This window comes from Geoanaerobacter pelophilus, assembly GCF_018476885.1.
GTDB classification, from domain to species: domain Bacteria; phylum Desulfobacterota; class Desulfuromonadia; order Geobacterales; family DSM-12255; genus Geoanaerobacter; species Geoanaerobacter pelophilus.
Genome location: NZ_JAHCVJ010000001.1, coordinates 543,802 through 564,747, shown reverse-complemented (window position 1 = coordinate 564,747; position 20,946 = coordinate 543,802). Strand labels below are relative to the sequence as shown.

The 20,946-nt window shown below is 55.9% G+C and carries 18 protein-coding genes; 16 read left to right on the top strand and 2 right to left on the bottom strand.

Annotation, left to right across the window (positions count from 1 at the left end; genetic code table 11):
- The first annotated feature begins 19 nt into the window (after positions 1-19).
- The 16 genes from KI809_RS02655 (at position 20) to KI809_RS02580 (ending at position 18,281) form a co-directional block, all read left to right on the top strand.
- Positions 20-301: a cytochrome c3 family protein gene (locus KI809_RS02655; RefSeq protein WP_214169957.1), complete on the top strand. Its 282-nt coding sequence runs from the start codon at positions 20-22 to the stop codon at positions 299-301.
- An 85-nt stretch (positions 302-386) separates the two neighbouring features.
- Complete coding sequence (locus KI809_RS02650; protein WP_214169956.1) at positions 387-1,775, top strand: hypothetical protein; 1,389 nt, start codon at positions 387-389, stop codon at positions 1,773-1,775.
- Positions 1,776-1,791: 16 nt separating this feature from the next.
- The gene (locus tag KI809_RS02645) at positions 1,792-2,160 is read left to right on the top strand and encodes a cytochrome C (RefSeq protein ID WP_246559131.1); all 369 of its coding nucleotides are present in this window, start codon (positions 1,792-1,794) and stop codon (positions 2,158-2,160) included.
- A gap of 33 nt (positions 2,161-2,193) precedes the next feature.
- On the top strand, positions 2,194-4,377 hold the full coding sequence (locus KI809_RS02640; protein ID WP_214169955.1) for a HAMP domain-containing methyl-accepting chemotaxis protein: 2,184 nt from the start codon (positions 2,194-2,196) through the stop codon (positions 4,375-4,377).
- An 86-nt stretch (positions 4,378-4,463) separates the two neighbouring features.
- Entirely contained in the window at positions 4,464-5,255 is a 792-nt protein-coding gene (gene trpA / locus KI809_RS02635; protein WP_214169954.1) for a tryptophan synthase subunit alpha, read from the top strand.
- Between the two features lie 100 nt (positions 5,256-5,355).
- The gene (accD, locus tag KI809_RS02630; protein ID WP_214169953.1) at positions 5,356-6,210 is read left to right on the top strand and encodes an acetyl-CoA carboxylase, carboxyltransferase subunit beta; all 855 of its coding nucleotides are present in this window, start codon (positions 5,356-5,358) and stop codon (positions 6,208-6,210) included.
- A 110-nt stretch (positions 6,211-6,320) separates the two neighbouring features.
- On the top strand, positions 6,321-7,595 hold the full coding sequence (locus KI809_RS02625; RefSeq protein WP_214169952.1) for a bifunctional folylpolyglutamate synthase/dihydrofolate synthase: 1,275 nt from the start codon (positions 6,321-6,323) through the stop codon (positions 7,593-7,595).
- Complete coding sequence (locus tag KI809_RS02620) at positions 7,592-9,646, top strand: LPS-assembly protein LptD (protein ID WP_214169951.1); 2,055 nt, start codon at positions 7,592-7,594, stop codon at positions 9,644-9,646. The genes KI809_RS02625 and KI809_RS02620 overlap by 4 nt, the downstream gene beginning before the upstream one ends.
- A gap of 56 nt (positions 9,647-9,702) precedes the next feature.
- On the top strand, positions 9,703-10,776 hold the full coding sequence (rfbB, locus tag KI809_RS02615) for a dTDP-glucose 4,6-dehydratase (protein WP_214169950.1): 1,074 nt from the start codon (positions 9,703-9,705) through the stop codon (positions 10,774-10,776).
- Between the two features lie 10 nt (positions 10,777-10,786).
- The gene (rfbD, locus tag KI809_RS02610) at positions 10,787-11,617 is read left to right on the top strand and encodes a dTDP-4-dehydrorhamnose reductase (RefSeq protein ID WP_214169949.1); all 831 of its coding nucleotides are present in this window, start codon (positions 10,787-10,789) and stop codon (positions 11,615-11,617) included.
- Positions 11,618-11,622: 5 nt separating this feature from the next.
- The gene (locus KI809_RS02605) at positions 11,623-11,982 is read left to right on the top strand and encodes a cupin domain-containing protein (RefSeq protein ID WP_214170484.1); all 360 of its coding nucleotides are present in this window, start codon (positions 11,623-11,625) and stop codon (positions 11,980-11,982) included.
- Between the two features lie 45 nt (positions 11,983-12,027).
- Complete coding sequence (locus tag KI809_RS02600) at positions 12,028-13,086, top strand: PilZ-like domain-containing protein (protein WP_214169948.1); 1,059 nt, start codon at positions 12,028-12,030, stop codon at positions 13,084-13,086.
- Positions 13,076-14,260 carry a sensor histidine kinase gene (locus KI809_RS02595; RefSeq protein ID WP_214169947.1) on the top strand — a complete coding sequence of 395 codons (1,185 nt, stop codon included), beginning with the start codon at positions 13,076-13,078 and terminating at the stop codon, positions 14,258-14,260. The genes KI809_RS02600 and KI809_RS02595 overlap by 11 nt, the downstream gene beginning before the upstream one ends.
- 36 nt (positions 14,261-14,296) lie before the next feature.
- Positions 14,297-15,373 carry a mannose-1-phosphate guanylyltransferase gene (locus KI809_RS02590; protein WP_214169946.1) on the top strand — a complete coding sequence of 359 codons (1,077 nt, stop codon included), beginning with the start codon at positions 14,297-14,299 and terminating at the stop codon, positions 15,371-15,373.
- A 5-nt stretch (positions 15,374-15,378) separates the two neighbouring features.
- Complete coding sequence (locus KI809_RS02585) at positions 15,379-17,118, top strand: aldehyde ferredoxin oxidoreductase family protein (RefSeq protein WP_214169945.1); 1,740 nt, start codon at positions 15,379-15,381, stop codon at positions 17,116-17,118.
- The gene (locus tag KI809_RS02580; protein ID WP_214169944.1) at positions 17,115-18,281 is read left to right on the top strand and encodes a class II aldolase/adducin family protein; all 1,167 of its coding nucleotides are present in this window, start codon (positions 17,115-17,117) and stop codon (positions 18,279-18,281) included. The genes KI809_RS02585 and KI809_RS02580 overlap by 4 nt, the downstream gene beginning before the upstream one ends.
- A gap of 70 nt (positions 18,282-18,351) precedes the next feature.
- Here the strand turns inward: KI809_RS02580 and KI809_RS02575 are convergent, their stop codons facing one another.
- Together KI809_RS02575 and KI809_RS02570 are read right to left on the bottom strand one after the other, a co-directional pair.
- On the bottom strand, positions 18,352-19,242 hold the full coding sequence (locus tag KI809_RS02575) for a phosphoribosylaminoimidazolesuccinocarboxamide synthase (protein WP_214169943.1): 891 nt from the start codon (positions 19,240-19,242) through the stop codon (positions 18,352-18,354).
- Between the two features lie 38 nt (positions 19,243-19,280).
- Positions 19,281-20,867: a SurA N-terminal domain-containing protein gene (locus KI809_RS02570; protein WP_214169942.1), complete on the bottom strand. Its 1,587-nt coding sequence runs from the start codon at positions 20,865-20,867 to the stop codon at positions 19,281-19,283.
- Positions 20,868-20,946 lie beyond the last annotated feature (79 nt).

Genomic DNA, 20,946 nt, shown 5'->3' with positions numbered 1-20,946 from the left:
TCTGTTCGGGGTATGCTCAATGCGTAGCAGTATCGCGTCACTGGTGCTGATAGTTCTTGGTTTTGCTGTTGGGGCAATTGCTGCTGCCGCGCCGGATATCATGACCTTTCCGGCAACAGTAGGTGATGTTATTTTTAACCATAAAAAGCATGTTGATGGCGGCATAAACTGCAAAACCTGCCATGCCTACAAAGGTGGCAAGATCAAGGGGCTTGGCAAGGAATGGGCCCACAAGGTATGCCGGGGATGTCACGAGGCTATCATGATGGGGCCGACTAAATGCACTGGCTGCCATGCGTAGTATGGTGCGGATTTGTTGTCGACTGTGCTGGATTAAGGTGTTCATTTAGATTGCAGCTGAGAGATTGCTCTTCAGAGGGGGATATATGCCGGGTATGAGGAAAATGACGCTGGTAATGGCGATTCTGCTGTTATGCGGGGGGTATGTCGGGACTGCCTATGCAATCCCTGCCTTTAGCCGCCAGCACAAGGTGGAATGCACCACCTGTCACACTATATATCCTGAACTTAATGAATATGGCGAGGCCTTTCTGAAGAACAGCTATGTTTACACCCATACCAAGCTGCAGGTTGAAAAACCGGCAGCACCGGTAATTCTTGGCGGCGGAGGGGATCCGGCACTTCTGGAGAAACTTAAGGCACAGGCCCCTGAATCTGCTGCATCCAAAGTAGCCGGCCCTGCTGCGACAAAAAATGAAGGGCTCTGGCTGGCCGCGATTCCGGAGCAGCTCCCCCTTTCTGTAACGGCAACGCTGAATGCCAGTTACAACAAGAATGCGCCGAACAACGGCGAATACGACCTTTCTACCCGGGCAGTCGCCCTGCAGGCGGGGGGCAATTTCCGCGAAAAGTTCGGGTTCTTTGCCAAATACACCCTGTACAGCGAAGGGGTCTATAACCCTACCGTCGGCAATGCCCTGGCGAGTAATGCCAATGTCCCGAAAAACAACGGCTCTGAGCTGAATGAGCTGTTCCTTACCTGGCGGCAGCCGATGGATCTTCCCGTTAACCTCAAATTCGGCAGATTCAGACCAAAACTGAGCCTGTGGAAGTCCTCCAACAAGATTGCCGTTGCTTCTTTCGCCACCCATTCCTACACCGTCGGCAAATCTCCGTTCACCATTGATTCCCCACAGGATGGCGTGGAGCTCAACGCGGTTGTTGCCAAGCGGTTGTTCATGGCTGCCGGGGTTGTGGACCGCAACGGCCAGAAGAATAAGGAAGGCTATGGTCATCTGTCATACAAGATCGGGGGGGCGGATTTCCTTGGCAATGAGCCGATGATCGATCTGGATAGTGACAGCATCTGGGATTATCTGTCGATCATGATTGCAACGTATGGCTATTCAGGGCGTAACGCCAATATCGTTGCCGGTGTCGGCCAGAATTACAACGATTACTACCGGCTGGGGGTAGATCTGGAGATTCTGTACCAGAAGCTACGCCTGCGAGCCAGCGGTGTCAAAGGCAGAGACAATAACCCTGATTTCAGTACCATTAAGGGCTATATCAATTCCCTTGCAGTTTCCGCAGAGGCGGAATATATGTTTGACACCAACATTATCGCTGCGATGAGATACGAGTACCTGTTCGACCAGACCTATACCGGCGAAAGGCATGTCTATTCGCCGTATCTGGCGTACTCGCCGTTACAGAATATCAGGCTTGTTCTTGAATATCGCTATGAAGACTATGTGACACCGACCATAACCGACAACAAGATTGCCAATGTCGGCTTATCATTTAGTTTCTGATAAAACGGAGGAAGAAATGAAGTCAATGAAGATTGTCTGGGCGTTTCTGCTGGTGCTGCTGATGGCATTCCCATGTCATGCGGCTCTGAAGACGATAGGAAAGAGCGACAAGCTTACCTTCGATCCTACTAATTTTCCGCCTCAGATGAAATCCGATTGGCAGATTATGAAGGTCAAGTGCGTAAAGTGTCATACCATGGAGCGTACCGTGGTCTCGATAACTACCGGCGTTGCGCCGATATCGGGGCAGCCGTTCGACAGGGGCGCCACCAGGGCTTATGGTGTAAAAATGATGCGCAAACCAGACTCGAACATGAACAAGCAGGAGGTCAAGGCTTGTGTTGATCTAATGAATTGGATGCTGGAAGAGTCGGCAAAACAGTGACCTACTCTCTGATTTTACCAAGGGATTTAATCTATGTTAAATAATATTAAGCTCGGCAAAAGGCTGATCGGCTCATTCCTGATCATGGCTCTGATTGTCGGCATTACCGGTATTTTCGGCGCAATCAGCATGAAGGGGATTGGAGACAAGATTCAGGACATGCTCCAGAATCTGGCCAGTCAGCAGAAACTGGTGTTGCTCATGGGGGTTACCCAGAAGGAGTGCCGGGTTTTCCTGCTGCAGGCGTCATTCGTTCATAACGATACTGCCCGGTTTGAGGAATACTCCGAAGACTACCGGATGAAACGGGATCTGTTTAAAAGCCAGTGCGATGTAATTCTCAAGGGGAACAAGAAACTCGGCATCAAGCCCGCCCCTGCCGGCGGCATTATCGTACAACGGACCAACGAGGCGTTGAAAAGCTGGCAACAGTTCGAGGCAGTGGCCGAAGAGATAATCGCCTTGAAAGGGCGGCTCCTGGCGTCATCCGCTCCTGATGTCCTTTCCAATGAAAAACTGCACTCATTGGTTGAGACCAGCCTGAAAGACACCAGCGACAAATCCAAAGAAAGCGTGGACGACCTGATGGTTGCGGTCGGCACCCTGATAACCCAGGCAAACAACGACATTAACAGGATCCAGCGCATTGCTCCGTTCATGTTTTTACTGGCGATTGTTGTGGCGGTATGCGTGGCAATCCTCTTGGGAGTGCTGATCACCAAGTACATCTTAAGTCGGATCAAGAAGATGGGGTTTGCTCTTGACCGCAGTTCTGAAGGAGACCTCTCGGTACGGGTCGCGATCGATTCCGGCGATGAGCTGGGTAAGCTGAGCAGCGACTTTAATACCATGGTGGAGCGTCTTTGTGAAATGGTGTTGAACATCAACCGTTCGACCATAGAGTTGAATAGTATTTCAAACAAGATAACCGATGCCTCGCGGCAGGTTTCCAATGCGGCGCGAGTCCAGGCAAACGGGGTCCGCGAGACTTCAAGCGCCGTGATAGAAATCAGCTCTTCAGTCAAGAGTGTTGGCGAGAACGTGGACCGGCTCTCGGGATCGGCATCGGAGAGTTCTTCATCGATTCTTGAGATGGCTGCCAGTATTGAAGAAGTTGCCCTGAATGTGGAGACTCTGGCAATGTCGGTGGAAGAGGTCAGCTCGTCAATCGTGCAGATGACGGCATCGATCAAGCAGATCGGCAGCAGCGTGTCCAAATTGATGGATGCCTCGACAACAACCGCCTGTTCCATTGCCGAGATGGACAGCTCAATAAAGCAGGTCGAGCAGAACGCCCTGGATACCGTTGTTATCTCCAACGAAGTGCGGACCGATGCCGAGTCGGGCAAGAGTTCGGTAGATGCGACCATCCTGGGGATTAACGAGATCCGGCGGGCCTCCCGGATCACCTCGGATGCCATTGAGTCTCTCTATTCTAAAGCAGAAGATATCGGCAAGATCCTGCTGGTGATCGATGAGGTTGCCGAGCAGACCAACCTGCTGGCGTTGAATGCCGCCATTATTGCTGCCCAGGCAGGCTCATACGGTAAAGGTTTTGCCGTGGTGGCGGATGAAATCAAAGAGCTTTCCGAAAGGACCAGCAGCTCAACCCGGGAGATATCCCAGGTTATCAAGGGGGTTCAGGACGAGACCCGCCGCGCCGTTGATTCCATTGAACTTGCTGAAAAGAGTATCCATCAGGGCGAGATCCTTTCCCAGAATTCCGGGGAGGCGCTGAATAAGATCGTTATCGGTGTCCAGAAATCGACGGAACGGATGGAAGAGATCGCCAGAGCCACCGTGGAGCAGTCAAAAGGAAGCCAGATGATCCGCGATGCCATGGAGCAGGTCTCGGAAATGGTCACCCAGATCGCCAAGGCCACTTCAGAACAGGGCAAAGGGAGCGACATGATCATGTCCGCCGTTGAGAAGATGAAAGGTCTGACCAATGAGGTCAGGCGCTCCACCAGGGAACAGGCCAAAGTCGGCAACTTCATTGCCCAGGCTACCGAGAACATTACCGGCATGATCCAGCAGATCAAGCAGTCCACTGATGAGCAGCGCCGCGGCAGCGAGCAGATCGTCCACGCGGTCAAGGACATCCAGCAGTCTACCCAGATTACCATGGACGCGACCCGGGTGCTTGAGGATGCGGTGACCGGGCTTGCCGATCAGACGGAAGTCTTTCAGCAGGAGATGAGCAACTACAAGGTTTGATTGCCTCGCTGGGCCATTGCTGCTATACTCCTCACCCCGGGTCTCTCATGTCCGGGGTTTTTTAATGCAAAATCGGGGGCTGATTCATGTCGAGAATTCCTGAAACATTCAAGCGGCTGCAGCTGGAGGGGAAGAAGGCGCTGGTCACCTTTATTACTGCCGGTGACCCTGATCTTGAAACCACCGGACAGCTGATTCCATTGCTGGAAAACGCCGGAGCCGACATTATCGAGCTTGGCGTCCCATTTTCCGACCCGATGGCTGACGGTCCGACCATCCAGCTGTCTTCGGAGAGGGCGCTTGCTAGCGGGACAACGCTGGCAGGGATTCTGGAACTCGTGCAGAAGGTACGGCTCAAGACCCAGATTCCGCTAGTGTTGATGGGGTATTACAATCCGATACTCCAGTATGGATTGGAGCGGTTTGTTGCTGATGCGGCCAGGGCGGGTGTAGACGGGGTGCTGCTGGTCGATCTGCCGCCGGAAGAGGCGGGTGTGTTTAGAAAGCTTGCCGATGCCGCCGGGATAACCACCATATTCCTGCTGACCCCCACCTCTGACGAGGCACGGATGAAACGGGTTTTCTCTCTGGGAAGCGGGTTCCTTTACTATGTTTCGGTCACCGGGGTGACCGGGGCCAGACAACAGGTAGAAGTTTCGGTTGCCGACCGCGTATCGGCTATCAGGCAGCGCACAAAATTGCCTGTGGTTGTCGGGTTTGGTGTATCAACACCGGAGCAAGCGGGCCAACTCGCAGCGATCGCAGATGGCGTCGTGGTCGGGAGCGCTCTGGTCAAGCTTTTCGAGCGGCATAAGGGTGCGGAACTTGAGAAAATACTTGGCGAAAGTGTCGCTGCCCTGAAAAAGGGGATGAACTGACAGCTGGTCAGGCTTTTCTTGACTCTGTAGCCAAATTCTGCTAACAACCGCTTTTATTCATACTGAAAAAATTGAGTTCGCCTTAAATAGGAGATATTTCATGGCATGGTTCCGAAAAGCGAAAGGTCCGGCTTCTCCGGCTGATGAAAAAAAGGTAAAGGTTCCCGAGGGGCTCTGGACCAAGTGCTCGAACTGCGGCGAGGTAATCATCTCGAAAGAGATTGAGAATAACCTCAACGTCTGTCCCAAATGTTCCTTCCATTTCCGGATCAGCGCCCGCAAAAGACTGGAAATTCTCCTCGATGACGGGAGTTTTACCGAGCATGATAGCGGCATGGTTTCGGTGGACTTTCTGGAATTCAAGGATTCCAAGAGCTATCAGGACCGGATCGATGTTGCCGTGGCCAAGGGTGGTTCAAAGGACGCTGTCATCTGCGGCGAAGGGAAAATCGAAGGGATACCGGTCGATATCTCGGTCTTTGACTTTTCGTTCATGGGTGGCAGCATGGGGAGCGTTGTTGGCGAGAAGATCACCCGTTCCATTGAGCGGGGCATAAATAACCATACTCCGGTAATTGTCATCTCTGCCTCTGGTGGGGCGAGGATGCAGGAGAGCATTCTTTCTCTGATGCAGATGGCAAAGACCTCTGCCGCACTTGCCAAGCTCAAGGCCAAAGGGCTGCCATTCCTGTCGATCCTTACCGATCCGACAACCGGCGGGGTCACCGCCAGCTTTGCCATGCTCGGCGATATCAACATCGCTGAGCCGAAAGCGCTGGTCGGTTTTGCCGGACCCAGGGTAATCGAGCAGACCATTCGCCAGAAACTGCCGGAAGGATTCCAGCGCGCCGAGTACCTTCTTGACCATGGCATGGTGGATATTATTGTCGAGCGCAAGGATATGCGCAAGACAGTTGCCAATCTCCTGTCGATGCTCTATCGTTCTGCTGCTTAGTCTACGGCAATCCTCCGGGGGGATTCCCCCGGAGGATTGTTCCATAAGTCACGCTTCTCCCTCCAAATTCCTCGACTTTCACGCCTTGTTTCCCTATAATCGCGCCTGTCATGACTTATCAGGAGACTCTCGACCAAATCTACGGGCTGGCGCGTTTCGGCATCAAGCCAGGGCTTGAACGCATATCTGCACTGCTTTCAGCCTTGGGCAATCCGCACAAAGGGATCAGGACGGTCTCTATTGCCGGGACCAACGGCAAAGGTTCAACCGCGGCATTTCTCTCAGCCATCCTTTCGTCTGCAGGGCACAGGGTCGGCCTTTTCATTTCTCCCCATCTCATCAGTTTTACCGAACGAATCCAGGTCAATGGTTCGGAGATCTCCGAAGACGACGTCGTGAGGCTGGCCGGGATGGTACAGGCTGCCGCGCCACCTCAGACAACGTTTTTTGAAATAGTCACCGCCATGGCGCTGCTCTATTTCGCCGAGCAGGGGGTTGACCTTGCTGTCCTGGAGACCGGCATGGGAGGGCGTTTCGATTCAACGAACATTACCAATCCCCTGGTGTCGATCATAACGCCGATAAGCCTTGATCATTGCGAATATCTCGGCAGCAGCATTGCCGCCATTGCCCGGGAAAAGGCAGGCATTATTCGTCCCGGCCGGCCGGTGGTCAGCGCCGGTCAGGAGCCGGCCGCCATGATGGTCATCGAGCAGCAGGCAGCAGCAGAATCCAGCCCGCTTTATGTTGCCGGGCGGGAATTTACTGCCATGTGGCGCGACAAGCTCCTTGATTACTGGGGAATCAACGGCAGTATTACTGCCCTGGAGCCGTCCCTCCTGGGTAGGCATCAGGCAGAGAACGCTTCTTGTGCTCTCTGCGCTGCCGAACTGCTTACCGGGCATGGGTTTGTCACTGATACCGATGCCATGCGGCACGGGGTTTCACATGCCGCCTGGCCTGGTCGGATGGAGCTGTTCCAAGGAACTCCTGCTATTATCCTTGATGGCGCCCACAATCCCGGCGGCAGCCGGGTCCTTACCGAAGCGCTTGCCGATTTTCCCGGCAAACGGATTGTCATGGTAATCGGGGTGATGAAGGACAAGGACGTTGCCGCCATTATTGAACCGCTGCTCCCGTTGGTCTCTGTTGTTGTTACTGTTGCTCCGAAATTGGACCGGGCGATGCCTGCAGATGAGCTTGCCGCAATTATTAATGGTATGGGGATCACATGCCATGTCGCCGGAGAGGTCAGTGATGGTTTGAAGGTAGCTGTAGCGAATGCCGCAACGGACGATCTGGTGCTGGTCTGCGGTTCGCTATTTACAGTCGGCGAGGCCAGGGCGTCTCTTCTGGGCAGGTCCTGCGAACTGGTGCGGGGATGAGAGACGTCGTAAGGGTTGTTCCGTCAATCATCGGAGCGCTGGTTATCGCCGTGCTGACCGGCACGGCATCAGCCGAATCGAACGGGCTGGTTAAAATTACCGCTGATTCCATAGTCCAGGAGCGTTCCGGTGAAACCTTGAATGCCTCGGGGGATGTTACGGTCAAATGGCAGGATTACACCCTGTTTGCCGACCGGGTGGAGTATGTTGACCAGGGGAAAGCAGCAACAGCTTCAGGCAAGGTCAAACTGCTGAGGAACGATGATACCTTGACCGCGGATAGCCTGAAGATTGGCCTTGATTCCAGGCGAGGGGTAGCGACCAACAGCACTCTCAGGACCACCGAGGGGAATCTCAGGGTAAAGGGGGCGTTGATAGAAAAGGTTGGCGATGACCAGTACCGGATGGAAAAGGGGTCCTTTACCACCTGTGATGCTGATCCGCCCTCATGGAAATTCAGCGCCGACGATCTCGATCTTACCATGGAGGGGGTTGCCACCGGGAGCAATGTCGTGTTTTCGGTAGCAGATATTCCGGTATTTTATACGCCCTATGTGCTGTTCCCGGTAAAGCGCGAGCGCCAGACCGGGTTTCTTTTTCCCCGGCTCGGCAGTTCCACCAAGAAAGGGTTTTTTGCTGACATCCCTTTTTACTGGGTACTGTCCACCAGCGCCGAGGTCCTGTTCGATCTGGACATCCAGCTGAAGCGAGGGGTCGGCACCGGCGTACAGGGTGCGTGGCTGGGGAAGAACGACAGCCATGGCGATATTAACGCCTATACGATCTACGACACGACACTATCCCGGGAACGTGCCAATGTGGGGGCCGGCATCAAGGAGGTCATCACCACTGACAGCGATTTCAATGTTGATCTCAACCTTGCCACCGACCGTTCGTTTTTCCGCGATTTTTCCGAAGCCAGTGGTGACTACAACCGACAGGCCCTCGATTCGTCGATATCTTTAACCAAGCGGTGGCATAACTGGTATCTTGCCGGAGAGACACGCATTGTCAACGATCTCGACAGCACCGAGAACCAGCGGACCCTGCAGCGGCTGCCGGAGTTGACTTTGGCCGGTATTGGGCAACGGCTGGGCACGCTCCCTTTGTATGCAGGGATCGACAGCCGCTTTACCAATTTCTACCGCAGGGAAGGGGTCACAGGCCAAAGGTTCACGGTGCAGCCTCTGGTCTCTTATTATGCCGATCTGTCCGAAGGGTTATCGTTGTCAGGCTGGGGAGGGTACCAGCAGCGGCTTTATCAGGCAACAGGCGGCCAAGGCGAAGGCGCAAGGGAGACCGGGCTTGCCGTGGCAGGCGCCAGAGGATCGGCAAGCTTTTCCGGGCTGTTCGATGTCCCGGGCACGAATCTGAAAAGGATCAGGCATACCATCACGCCGGCCCTGGACTACTCATTCATTCAGGAAAAAGGCCAGGGTGATCTGCCGTTTTTCGACTACGATGACCGGGTTGTCGGCCAGAACCTGGTTTCCTGGTCGCTCAGCAATTCCGTCACCGGTCGTTTCGAGACTTTGGCCGGAGCCGAGTACTCGGAACTCTTCAACTTCAGGCTCAGCCAGGGATACCAGTTGAGTGGGGGACGCCGCGACCTGCTTGATCCTGCCGATGAACAGCGCCGCTTCACCGATATCAGGCTCGAAGCGGTTGCCCGTCCCCTTAAGATGCTTGCCATAGAAACCGACAGCCGTTTCTCCACGTACCATGCCGAGGTTACCGGCTCTGCGATTTCGGCAGCCCTGAACGACGGTAAGGGAAACGAAGCGGGGATTGGTTACCGGAGGATTGCCGGGGCGCTTGATTACCTTGAGGGAAAGCTGTCGGTAAATCTTTTCACCCCCTTTGTCTTTCAGTACACCGGTCGCTATTCCTTTGACCGCCGGGATTTCCTGGAAAAGTTTTTCGCCCTGGAGTACCGTCATCAGTGCTGGAGCATCACCGCTTCCTACCGTGACCGGCCTGACAACCGCGAATTCCTGGTAAACTTCTCTCTTGCGGGAATTGGCGGGCTTGGTAAAGTTAAGGTGTTTTAAAAGTCAGCTGCAGCGCGCTTAGTGGAATGAATTATTGATTGAGAGAGGTAATGACCATGCCGGAGCAGTTTTCAGCAAAATCGGTTCTCGTGACCGGAGGGGCCGGGTTTATCGGTTCCAATTTCATCCACTCGTTCATGGCCCGCAATCCGGGGTGCCGGGTGGTAAACCTGGATATCCTGACCTATGCCGGCAACCTGGAGAACCTGAAAGGGGTTGAAGGGAACCCGGACTATCGCTTTGTCCGCGGCGACATCGGCGACGCCGCCCTGGTGAGCAGCTTGCTGGCTGAAGCGCAGATCGACTCTGTAGTGCATTTTGCCGCAGAGTCCCATGTGGACCGCTCCATTACCGGACCGGAGATCTTCGTGCGCACCAATGTTCTGGGAACCCAGGTGCTGCTGGAAGAGTCGCGCAAGCATTGGCAGGCAGGGGTTGTGCCGCAGTTCCGCTTTCTGCAAGTATCTACGGACGAGGTTTACGGCAGCCTGGGAGATACGGGGTTCTTTACCGAAGAGACGCCGCTGGCCGCCAATTCACCGTATTCCGCAAGCAAGGCCGGTGCCGATCTTCTGGTGAGGGCTTATCACGAGACCTTTGGCATGCCGACGCTTAACACCCGCTGCTCCAACAACTATGGCCCGTACCATTTCCCGGAGAAGCTGATTCCGCTGATGATCCGCAATATCATCAATCGCCAGCCGTTGCCGGTTTACGGCGATGGGTTGAATATCCGCGACTGGCTCCATGTCAAGGACCATTCGGTAGCCATCGAGACGGTGCTCAAGGGAGGGCAGAGCGGCGGGGTCTACAACATCGGTGGCAACAACGAGTGGAAGAATATCGACATCGTCAACCTGGTCTGTGACCTGCTGGACAGCAGGCTTGGGAGGCAGAATGGCGAGAACCGGGGACTGATAACCTTTGTCAAGGACCGGCCCGGCCATGACAGACGCTACGCCATAGACGCCTCGAAGATGCGGCAGGAACTGGGCTGGGAGCCGTCATACACCTTCGAGTCAGGCATTGCCGAGACTATCGACTGGTATCTGGCCAACCAGGAGTGGGTGGAGCAGGTCACTTCCGGCGCCTACCGGGAGTATTACGCAAAGCAGTATGGTGAGAGATAGGGGAGATACAATGATTTTAGTTGTCGGCGCTAACGGCATGCTCGGCCATGATCTGATGCAGGAGCTTAACGGCGCGGTGCAGGGGGTTGACCTGCCTGATATTGATATCACCTCTTTTGAGTCGGTCCTGGAGGTTGTTGAGCGCACTAAGCCGCGGATTGTCGTCAATGCCGCAGCCTATACCGATGTGGACGGCTGTGAGAGCAACTCGGAGCTGGCAATGCAGGTAAACGGCGAAGGGGTGGCGTTCCTTGCCATGGCAAGCAGGACTGTCGGCGCCAAGCTGGTGCAGGTCAGCACTGATTACGTTTTTGACGGCGGCAAGGGATCGCCATACCTGGAAGACGACGCTCCGGGCCCGCTGTCGGTGTACGGCGAATCCAAGCTGGCCGGAGAGATGAACGCCAAGTTCAACCCTGACCACTTGATTGTCCGCACCCAGTGGCTTTATGGGGTTCATGGAAAAAACTTTGTCGAGACCATGCTGCGCTTGGCAGGAGAGAAGAATGAACTGGCCGTGGTTGTTGACCAGATCGGCTCCCCCACCTGGACCGTAGACCTGGCCCGGGCTATAAGGGAACTGGTCGAGCATGACTGCACCGGGATCTACCATGCGGCCAACAGCGGTTTCTGCTCCTGGAATGATTTTGCCGGGGCAATCTTCGAGGAGTCCGGGCTTAGCATCCGCTTGAATCCGCTCACCACTGAGCAATTGAATCGTCCGGCCCGGCGGCCGCTGTATTCGACACTTGATTGCAGCAAGCTTGCGGCAGACGCGGGTTTTGTGCCGCAGCCTTGGCGGGAGGCGTTGAAGCAATATCTTAAGTTGAGGAAGGGATGACTGATATGGAGCGTGGCGAGCGTCCTTGGGGGACTTATACCGTCCTTGAAGAGAACAAAAGCTATAAGATCAAACGGATAGAGGTATTACCCGGCAAGCGGCTTTCTTTGCAGAAGCACCACCACCGGAGCGAGCACTGGATAGTGGTTTCCGGCACGGCAAAAGTGACCTGCGGCGAGAATGAATTCATGGTCAACATCAATGAATCTACCTTTATTCCGATCGGGGAAAACCATCGCCTGGAAAACCCGGGGATGATCCCTCTGGTGATCATTGAGGTGCAAAGCGGCGAGTATCTGGGTGAAGACGATATCGTCCGTTTCCAGGATGATTTCAACCGGTGCGAGGCCGAAGGGTCTGAGTAGGAGCGGTGCTGCGGGAGGTCTCTTCTCGGCCCGGTAAGGGGAACTATGGAAGAAAATGGCACCATTGATTACTCTCAGCATTATCAGGTAGGAATGAGGGTAGGGATCGATATCCCCCTGGCAAGCGGCAATATTTTCCGTGAGTGGGGGATCATTATCGAGATGGAGCATGATTATATCCAGCTCCGTCTCTCCCGCGACATCCTGCCGCAAGAGATGAAGATCGAGGTCGGGACCATTTTTCTCCTGGTCACCGGCAAGGAAGGGTCCGGTCTTTGCTGCCGTGGCATTGTGGTTGCGGAAGCCAGCCGCCGGGTAGTTCCTCTCAGGCTGATCAGCGAGGTGCTGATCTATGAGCGCCGCAATTTCTTCCGCATAGCGACTTATCTGCCGATGGCCTGGCATTCATGCCGGTCCATGACGGGTCGTGATATCCGTGAGCAGTGGGACGATGCCCGGCTTTTCCGGGCCTGGCACTGGAGTGAAATCAACGAAGCCGTGCCGATGATGAAGCCGCTCTCCCAGGATCAGTTATCCCGTTTCCAGTCGATGCGCGAAACCTTCAAGGTCAAGCTCCAGCCTGTTGCTGCCAATATCAGCGGTAACGGCATACGTCTCAAGCTTCCCCAGCTTTTCTATCCCGGAGACCGGATTGCGATGCAGTTCTTTATTCCGTTCTCCAAGCCGAATATCCTGGAAGTTGTCGGCGAAGTGGTTTGGACCGCACCGGTGCTGAGCAGCTCTTCGGTGGAGCCGTTTTACTACACTGCCATGCAGTATTACTTTATCGATGAACGTGATCGTGAAAGCATTATCAGGTTCATTTCCCTGGAACAGCTCCAGCAGATCCAGCAGTTGACCGGTAGCCAAAACCGGCCCCTGTTACAGGACGAACCGCTAACCCCGCAAGAGCTGGCCAGGTTACGCCTTAGGAAGATCGGCGTTGCCCTGGTGGTGCTGGCTGTAATCGCAGCACTAGCGGCTTGGCTGATCCCGGTTTATAGGGATTACTATACCGGCAAGAGTGAGCGCAATATTATCGATCAGACATTTGAAAAAGGGATCAAACAGTATCGACAGGGGAAGGGCGCCGATGGAAATTAGCACTGCATCTACGGCAGAGTCAGCCTCACAGCGGCATTCTGAAGAATCTAACGTTTTTCAAAAACCGATTTCCAATGTGCTGAAGGTTCTGCTGGATGCCATACCCGACCCGGCCATGATCATGGATAGCGACCGCCGGGTCATCATGGTGAATGCCAAGCTGATGGCTGTCTTCGGGCTTACCCCTGAAAAGGTGCTTGGTCAGCGGCCGGGCGAGGTTCTCGGTTGCCTGTTCTCCGGTGAAAGCCCGCTTGGTTGCGGTGCCGGGGCACACTGCTCGGTATGCGGCTCATTGCAGTCGGTGCTCCTCTGCCAGGAGACCAAAGGCCAGTCTGTCCAGGAATGCCAGGTCCTGCTGGGGGATGCCGAAGAGAGCCATCTGGATGTTGAGGTGACGGCGACCTATGCAGTCATCGATAATATGCCGGTAACGCTGCTGGTGCTGCGGGACATCAGCGCCGAAAAGCGGCGTAGCGTTCTGGAACGGCTCTTTTTCCACGATGTCCTGAACACGGTCGGAGGTATTCATGGAGTTGCCGAACTTCTCAACGGAGCGATCCAAGGGCTCTCCCCCGAACAGGAGCAGGAATATCGCCGCTGGATGCTGGAGCTTTCCAAGAAGCTTATCGAAGAGGTGTTGCATCAAAGAAGGCTTATGGAGGCAGAGCGCGGCGAATTCAAACCGGAACTGGGGATTGTCGAGGTAAGTGAGCTGGTTGCCCAAGTCCAGGCCCTTTATGCGAATCACGAAGTTGCGGAAGGGCGTACGTTGCAGTTGGGAGAGGTGTGCCACGGCATGCTGATCACCGACCAGCAGATCCTGCGGCGCATCCTCGGCAACCTGGTGAAAAATGCCCTTGAATCAACGCCTGCTGGCGGGGTGGTAACCCTCTCCTGCTCTGATACCGACGATGAGGTGATCTTTTCAGTCAATAACCCCGGAGTCATCCCCCGCGACGTACAGTTGCAGCTGTTCCGGCGTTCCTTCAGCACCAAAGAAGGGAGCGGCCGCGGCATGGGGACCTACAGCGTCAAGCTGTTCGGCGAGCGGTACCTCAAGGGGAAAATCACTTTTTCGAGCGTGGCAGAGGAAGGGACCACCTTTACCTTTACCCTCCCCAAGACCGGTATCGAAGGCACTGTCGTTCTCAGTCAGGAAATGCATTCAGCTTAGTTTCAGACTGGTTCCACTACACTTCAGGAGATAGACATGTACGCAGTAATCCTTGCCGGAGGCTCCGGCACCCGCTTCTGGCCACTGTCCCGCAAGCGGACTCCCAAGCAGTTGATGTCGGTATTCGGCGGCAGGTCCATGCTGCAGAGGACGATTGACCGGGTGTTGCCGCTGAAGCCGAAACGGATCCTCGTGATTACCAATGCGGAACAGGCAGCTGCAACAGCAGAGCAGCTTGCCTACGTCAAGGGGGTGCCGCTCGATATCATTGCCGAGCCGGTGGGGCGTAATACCGCCCCGGCCATAGGGCTGGCCGCTGCCGTGATCGCCCGCCACGACTCGCAGGGGGTGATGGTGGTACTGCCTGCCGATCATTTTATCGCAGATGAAGAGCGTTTTCGGGCAACGCTGCTGGCGGCACGGGAACCGGCCTTCAACGGCTATCTGGTAACGCTGGGGATAACCCCGGACAGGCCGGAGACCGGTTACGGTTATATCGAGGCGGACAAGGCCTATCGGGGTGCCGGTCCCTATCCGGTAAAGCGGTTTGTGGAAAAGCCCAACCTGGAGAAGGCGCTGGAATACCTGGAAGCCGGTAGTTTTTACTGGAACAGCGGCATGTTTCTCTGGCGGGCCGATACCATTCTGGAAGAGATGTCAAGCCACATGCCCGAACTGTACCGGGAGCTGGACGGCCTCGATTCCGGCAGCGATATCTGGGAGATTGCCGATCTCAAGCCCCAGATCGAGGCCATATATGGCCGGATTGCTAGTGAGTCTATCGATTACGGCATCATGGAAAAATCCGAAAAGGTGGAAGTCCTGCCGGCCGAGTTTGGCTGGAGCGACGTGGGTAGCTGGAGCGCCATGCCGGCACTGCTTGAGGCAGACACGAACGGTAACGTGGCAATGAACGACACCCGCTTGATCGCCATCGATGCCAAAGGTTGCCTGGTGAACGGCAGCGGCAAGCTGGTGGCGCTGGTCGGGGTGAGTGATCTGGCAGTGGTCAACACCGATGACGCGCTGCTGGTCTGCCCGCTCGACCGCGCCCAGGATGTGAAGAAGGTGGTCGAGGAACTGGAGCGCCAGGGGAAGAAGGAGTTGCTCTGAGCGTCATGCACGGTTGGACTGGAAACATACTCAATGTTGATCTGACCTCAGGCCGGATCTGGCGCTCGAAGATCCCCGAGCACTTTCTACACGAGTATCTCGGCGGGCGGGGGCTCGGCGTCAGGCTGATGCGCGGCGCTTACCGGCTCGACCCGTTCGATCCCGAGATGCCGTTGATCTTCGCCGTGGGGCCGCTCTGCGGCACTCCAGCGCCCACTGCGGCGCGGCTGGCGGTGGTGTCGCGCTCGCCCCTGACCGGGACCATCTACGACTGCTCGGCCGGCGGGCGTTTTGCCTGGCGACTGAAAGCAGCAGGAGTCGATGTTCTACGGATTATCGGTCGCAGCGCTGCTCCAGTGGTGCTATCGATAAAGGGAGAGAATGCCGAACTGCTTCCAGCTGCCGAGCTCTGGGGGAAGCGGGTGAAAGAGACCGTTGCGCTGCTTGCCGAGCACGGCAGCGTGGCTGCCATTGGTCCGGCAGGCGAGAACGGCGTGCTTTACGCCAATATCATGATGGGCGAGGGGAACTCGGTCGGCCGCGGCGGCCTCGGCGCCGTGATGGGGGCCAAGGGGCTTAAGGCGGTAACTGTGAATGGCGACGCCAAGCTTGTCATCGCTGATCCCGACCGGTTCGACCATGCCAGGGCGGACGTGATGCGGCTCTTCCGGGCTTCCCCGGTGATTTTCGGCGAACTGGGGATTGCCGAGTTCGGCACCCCGGCCCTGGTCGACCTGATGCGGCAGCGGCGGATGGCCCCCACCGAGAACTTCCGCAAGACCGTGTTTGCCGCTTCGGAAAACTATTCCGGCCCGGCGATCAAGCGTGATTTCCAGGCAAAGAAGGATGGCTGCTACGGCTGCCCGATCCAGTGCAAGAAGAGCACTCCGAAGGGGGAACACCTACCGGAGTACGAGACGGTTTCGCACTTCGGCGGCTTGAACGGGATTGCCGATCTCTCTGCCATTGTCAAAGCCAATACCCTGTGTAATGAACTCGGCATGGACACCATCACCGTTGCGGCCACCATCTCGGCCTGGGGCGAGGCCCATGGGCGTTTCCCTGTTGCCGAAGAACTTTCCGGGCTGCTGGAAGATGCGGCGTTCCGGCGGGGCGACGGCGAGGCCCTGGCGTTAGGTTCCAGGCGCCTGGCGGAAGAGCTTGGGCGTCCCGAGCTCTCCATGAGCGTCAAGTCGCTGGAACTCCCGGCGTATGATCCGCGCGGCGCCTACGGCATGGCCCTGGCCTACTGCACCAGCAACCGCGGCGGCTGTCACCTGCGCGCCTACCCGATCTCCCACGAGATCCTCAGAAAGCCGGTGCCGACCGACCGCTTCTCCTTCTCGGGCAAGGCACGGATCATCAAGATCGCCGAGGACACCAATGCCGCGGTTGACTCGCTGGTTGCCTGCAAGTTCTCCTTCTTCGGCGCGACCCTGGAGGAATATGCCGAGCTGCTCAGTGCAACCACAGGGGTGGAGTATACCCCGCAGTCGCTGAAAGAGATCGGTGACCGGATCTGCCTGACCGAGCGCTTCTATAACTGCGCAAACGGCTTTACCATAAGCGATGACCTGTTGCCGGAAAGGTTCTTTAGCGAGGCCGGTTCCAGCGGCGAAGGGATCGAGGTCCCAGCGATCGACCGCAGCCGGTTTGACGAGGAGCTGCAAAAGTATTATCGAATCCGGGGGCTGACCTCACAAGGGACTTTTGAAGATTCGCACTGGCTGGAGCGTCAGCCATGATCGATCAGATCGCCAAATATAAGGCCAAGCTGTTGGCCGACCGCTCGGCACAGCCGGAGAGAATCGCCTTTAGCGCCAAGGACGATGTGGTCATTTCGGACGGGGAACACTCCCTGGCGGTGCTTGCTGAGAGCATCCTGGCCAGACTCAACTGTCTTGCCCTGGTGGTTGCTGCGCCGTCGCTGCCGTTTGCCGATTATCTCGTGGCCCGCGCCCCGCTTGCTGACACTGCCATTATCCCGCGCGACACCGAGACCCGGACCTTTCTCCACGATATCCCGTTCATTCGCGCCTCGGAACTGGGGGAGGGGGACCCTGCCGAGCGTATCGCCACGATCCTGGGCAGCAGGAAAGGCGTCATCGTCGAAGGGGTCGGCATCATTGCCAACGGCGCCCTGACCGTGGAACAGGCGTTCATTAACTGGTCATCGGTGTTTCACTCGACTTTTGTCAAATATCTCGAAGACCTCCTTACCGCGGGCTTTCTGCTCCCCGGCGAGGCCGAGGCGTTCCGGGAGTTCCGCACGAACTGGCTGAAGCCGCTTACTGCCGAGGGGCTGACGTTCCGCGACGGGCCGCTGACTGACCATGCAACGATTCTCGACGAAATGGCGCGGGTCGGGAGGTACACGGTAGAGCGGGGGTTGGTGGACTCCTTCTTCGGCAATATCTCCTGCCGCAATAACGACATGATCTACATCTCTCAGACCGCCTCCAGCCTGGACGAACTGGCAGGGTGCATTGATCCGGTGCCGTTCGGAAATTCATCCACTACCGGCATTACCGCCTCCAGCGAGCTTGCCGCCCATCGCCGGGTCTATGAGACCGGCGATGCCCTGACCATTCTCCATGGCCATCCGAAATTCGGCGTGGTGATGAGCATGGTCTGCGAAGAGCAGCATTGCGCCGTGACCGACTGCTGGCGGGACTGTGATAAGGTCCGGATCATGGGCGGAACACCGGTGGTTGCCGGCGAGATCGGTGCCGGGGGGCTGGCGAAGCGGGTGCCGCCGGTGATCGGCGGGCCGGGCCGGGCGTTGGTTTACGGGCACGGGGTCTTTACCATTGGCAGGCGGGATTTTGCCGAGGCGTTTCGCGCCCTGGTCGAGGTTGAAAACTGGTGCCGGAACGAGTATTTCCGGCGGCTGGATGCACGATTGTGAATTGGCTATTGGCAACAGAAAAGCCCCGGTTCCTTATGGGAAACCGGGGCTTTTTTATGGGTAATCGGGGCTACTTCCCTTTGCCGGTAAGTTTTACCAGCGCCTCCATGTACTTCTCGCCGGTCTTCCGGTAGACTTCCTCCGGCAGATCTGGCGCCGGGGCGGTTTTGTCCCAATCGAGCGTCTCCAGGTAGTCGCGCAGATACTGCTTGTCGAATGAGGGTTGGGCGCCGCCTGGCTTGTAGCCGTCCTTGGGCCAGAAGCGACTGGAATCCGGGGTCATGCATTCGTCGATGATGATCAATTCCCCGTTGTAAATGCCATACTCGAACTTGGTATCGGCAATGATGATCCCTTTGCTGTCAGCGATATCCCGAGCTTTGCTGTAGATCTTGAGGGTGACGTCGCGGACCTTTTCAGCCAGTTCTCTGCCGCACATCTCGACCATCTGCTCGAAGGTGATGTTTTCGTCGTGGGTACCGAGTTCCGCCTTGGTGGAAGGGGTGAAGATCGGCTCCGGTAGCTTGGATGACTCCAACAGCCCTTCCGGGAGTTTGATGCCACATACCGAGCCGGTTGCCTTGTAATCTTTCCACCCCGAACCGGACAAGTAGCCGCGCACAATGCATTCGGCAGGGAGCGGCTTGGCTTTTTTAACCAGCATGGAGCGGCCTTCCAGCTGATCAGCGTATTTCTGGCATTCAGCCGGGAAATCTTTCACGTCGGTGGAGATGATATGGTTGGGGATGATATCCTCCATCTGATGGAACCAGAAAGCTGATATCTGGGTGAGGACATATCCTTTATCCGGTATCCCCTCGTTCATGATGACGTCAAAGGCGGAGATCCGATCGGAGGTTACGATAAGCAGCGTATCGCCCATGTCGTAGATGTCCCGGACCTTGCCGCGACCGGCAAGCTTGAGATCAGGAAATTCGGTCTGCAGGATTGGTTTGCTCATATCAAGACTCCTGTATTGTATTGTAAAAGTCGCTGCCGTTACTCAGCCAGCAGTGCTGCGTTGATCTCGATCTTTGCCTTGGCCTTCAGCTCTTTGACCCAGGCGGCAAGCGCTTCCTGCTGCTTTTTGGGGAGGAGTTCCTTCTTCAGTTCCTCCTTGGTTTGCTCGAAGGCTTTCGTGTCGGCGGCAATACGGGTTTTAAGCTTAACGGCATACCAGCGGTCGTTGATCTTGAATGGTGTCTTTGCTGCCGGGGCCTGGCTGGTCAGATTGAAAGCAGCCTCCATGATTTCCGGAGAGCCGCCGATCTTGGGAATGATCGGCGCTTTTTCGGAAAAGGCGAATGCGCCTGTTTCCTGGACCTTTGCTGGTGCGGTGTTCTTGGCAAAAGCGGCAAGCGCCTCTTCGGCCTTTTTCTTGGCCAGCTCCTGGGCCTTATCAATGGCGGCGCGAGCTTCAACCTGGGACTTTATCTCTGCCAGGGGCGGCACTGTTGCCGGTTTACGCTCCTTGAGCTTGACGATGTAGATACCTTTCTTGGTTTCGATTGGTCCACCAAGTTCGCCCTGCTTGGTCATGAACGAGCGCTTGATCAGGTCGGCCTCGCCGGCCAGTTGTGCCGGAGGATCAATAGCAGTAAACAGTGGGGTCTCGCTTACCGGTACGCCAAGGCTTTTTGCTGCAGCGGTAAGATCTGCTCCCTTGATGCTCTTATTAAGGGCATCGGCAGTTGTTTCATATGCCTGCTTTGCCGCCTTTGCCTTGATCGCGTCTGCCTTGGCCTGCTCTTTTACTTCAGCAAAAGGGAGGATGCCCCCTTTGCCCTGGTAGCGGTCGATATTGCGCTGGTAAAAGGTCTGGATCTCTTCATCGGTGGCCGTAACCTTGGCAATGAACTTGGCCGGATCTACCATTGCATAGGAAATACTGATCTGTTCCTGGGTTTTGAACTGGTCCTGGTGGGACTGGAGATAGGCGGTCAGCTCCTGTTCGCTCAGCTTCACTTCGCCGCGAACTTCAGCCGGGGAGAAAGAGACGAACTGCAGGTCGACTTTGTCGTTTCTCTTCTTGAATGCTGCCAAAGCCTCGTCGTCGCTAACCTGGGCCTTATCGGATATCTTCTGCCGGGCCTTCTTGATCATCAACTCCTCTTCCTGGCTGTCTTCAAATTCCTGGGGCGTCATGCGATTGGACTTGAGCGTCTGCTGGTAAATATTGAAGTCAAAGGCCCCGTCCTTCTGGAAGGCCGGGACAGCGGCAACAGCAGCGACGATCTCGTCTTTGCTAACCTTGATCCCCATTTTCTTTGCTTCTTGGCTGACCAGAAGGGCATCCACCAGGTTATCAAGGGCAGCCTTTTTCAGCCCCAGCTGTTTTTCCTGCTCAGCTGGGATCGATTTTCCGTAGAGCTGCTCGTAGATCCCTCTCAGGCGATAATATGAGCGCTGGTACTGCTCGATGGAGATTTTCCCGCCGTTGACCTTGGCTGCATAGCTCTTCGGGCCGCCACCTGAGCCGCCTTCACCCCAGACCAGGAACATGGTTCCGACAAAAGAGGCGACAATGATGACAAAGACCACCTTGATTACAACTGATTCTTTGTATTTACGCATTATACCAAGCATCTCGGGTGTGACTCCTTATCGGTGTTAGATAGATTTAATGCCGCTTTGCAATGGCTGTGCATAGTAATACAAAAGGTGG

What these genes read in the sequence shown, in the direction of transcription:
- KI809_RS02655 (WP_214169957.1), top strand. Translation starts at nt 20, where the DNA reads ATGCGTAGCAGTATCGCGTCACTGGTGCTGATAGTTCTTGGTTTTGCT.
- KI809_RS02570 (WP_214169942.1), bottom strand. Translation starts at nt 20,867, where the DNA reads ATGCTTGGTATAATGCGTAAATACAAAGAATCAGTTGTAATCAAGGTG.
- KI809_RS02585 (WP_214169945.1), top strand. Translation starts at nt 15,379, where the DNA reads ATGCACGGTTGGACTGGAAACATACTCAATGTTGATCTGACCTCAGGC.
- KI809_RS02595 (WP_214169947.1), top strand. Translation starts at nt 13,076, where the DNA reads ATGGAAATTAGCACTGCATCTACGGCAGAGTCAGCCTCACAGCGGCAT.
- KI809_RS02625 (WP_214169952.1), top strand. Translation starts at nt 6,321, where the DNA reads ATGACTTATCAGGAGACTCTCGACCAAATCTACGGGCTGGCGCGTTTC.
- rfbD (WP_214169949.1), top strand. Translation starts at nt 10,787, where the DNA reads ATGATTTTAGTTGTCGGCGCTAACGGCATGCTCGGCCATGATCTGATG.
- KI809_RS02620 (WP_214169951.1), top strand. Translation starts at nt 7,592, where the DNA reads ATGAGAGACGTCGTAAGGGTTGTTCCGTCAATCATCGGAGCGCTGGTT.
- KI809_RS02580 (WP_214169944.1), top strand. Translation starts at nt 17,115, where the DNA reads ATGATCGATCAGATCGCCAAATATAAGGCCAAGCTGTTGGCCGACCGC.
- KI809_RS02590 (WP_214169946.1), top strand. Translation starts at nt 14,297, where the DNA reads ATGTACGCAGTAATCCTTGCCGGAGGCTCCGGCACCCGCTTCTGGCCA.
- rfbB (WP_214169950.1), top strand. Translation starts at nt 9,703, where the DNA reads ATGCCGGAGCAGTTTTCAGCAAAATCGGTTCTCGTGACCGGAGGGGCC.
- KI809_RS02605 (WP_214170484.1), top strand. Translation starts at nt 11,623, where the DNA reads ATGGAGCGTGGCGAGCGTCCTTGGGGGACTTATACCGTCCTTGAAGAG.
- KI809_RS02650 (WP_214169956.1), top strand. Translation starts at nt 387, where the DNA reads ATGCCGGGTATGAGGAAAATGACGCTGGTAATGGCGATTCTGCTGTTA.
- trpA (WP_214169954.1), top strand. Translation starts at nt 4,464, where the DNA reads ATGTCGAGAATTCCTGAAACATTCAAGCGGCTGCAGCTGGAGGGGAAG.
- KI809_RS02600 (WP_214169948.1), top strand. Translation starts at nt 12,028, where the DNA reads ATGGAAGAAAATGGCACCATTGATTACTCTCAGCATTATCAGGTAGGA.
- KI809_RS02645 (WP_246559131.1), top strand. Translation starts at nt 1,792, where the DNA reads ATGAAGTCAATGAAGATTGTCTGGGCGTTTCTGCTGGTGCTGCTGATG.
- KI809_RS02640 (WP_214169955.1), top strand. Translation starts at nt 2,194, where the DNA reads ATGTTAAATAATATTAAGCTCGGCAAAAGGCTGATCGGCTCATTCCTG.
- KI809_RS02575 (WP_214169943.1), bottom strand. Translation starts at nt 19,242, where the DNA reads ATGAGCAAACCAATCCTGCAGACCGAATTTCCTGATCTCAAGCTTGCC.
- accD (WP_214169953.1), top strand. Translation starts at nt 5,356, where the DNA reads ATGGCATGGTTCCGAAAAGCGAAAGGTCCGGCTTCTCCGGCTGATGAA.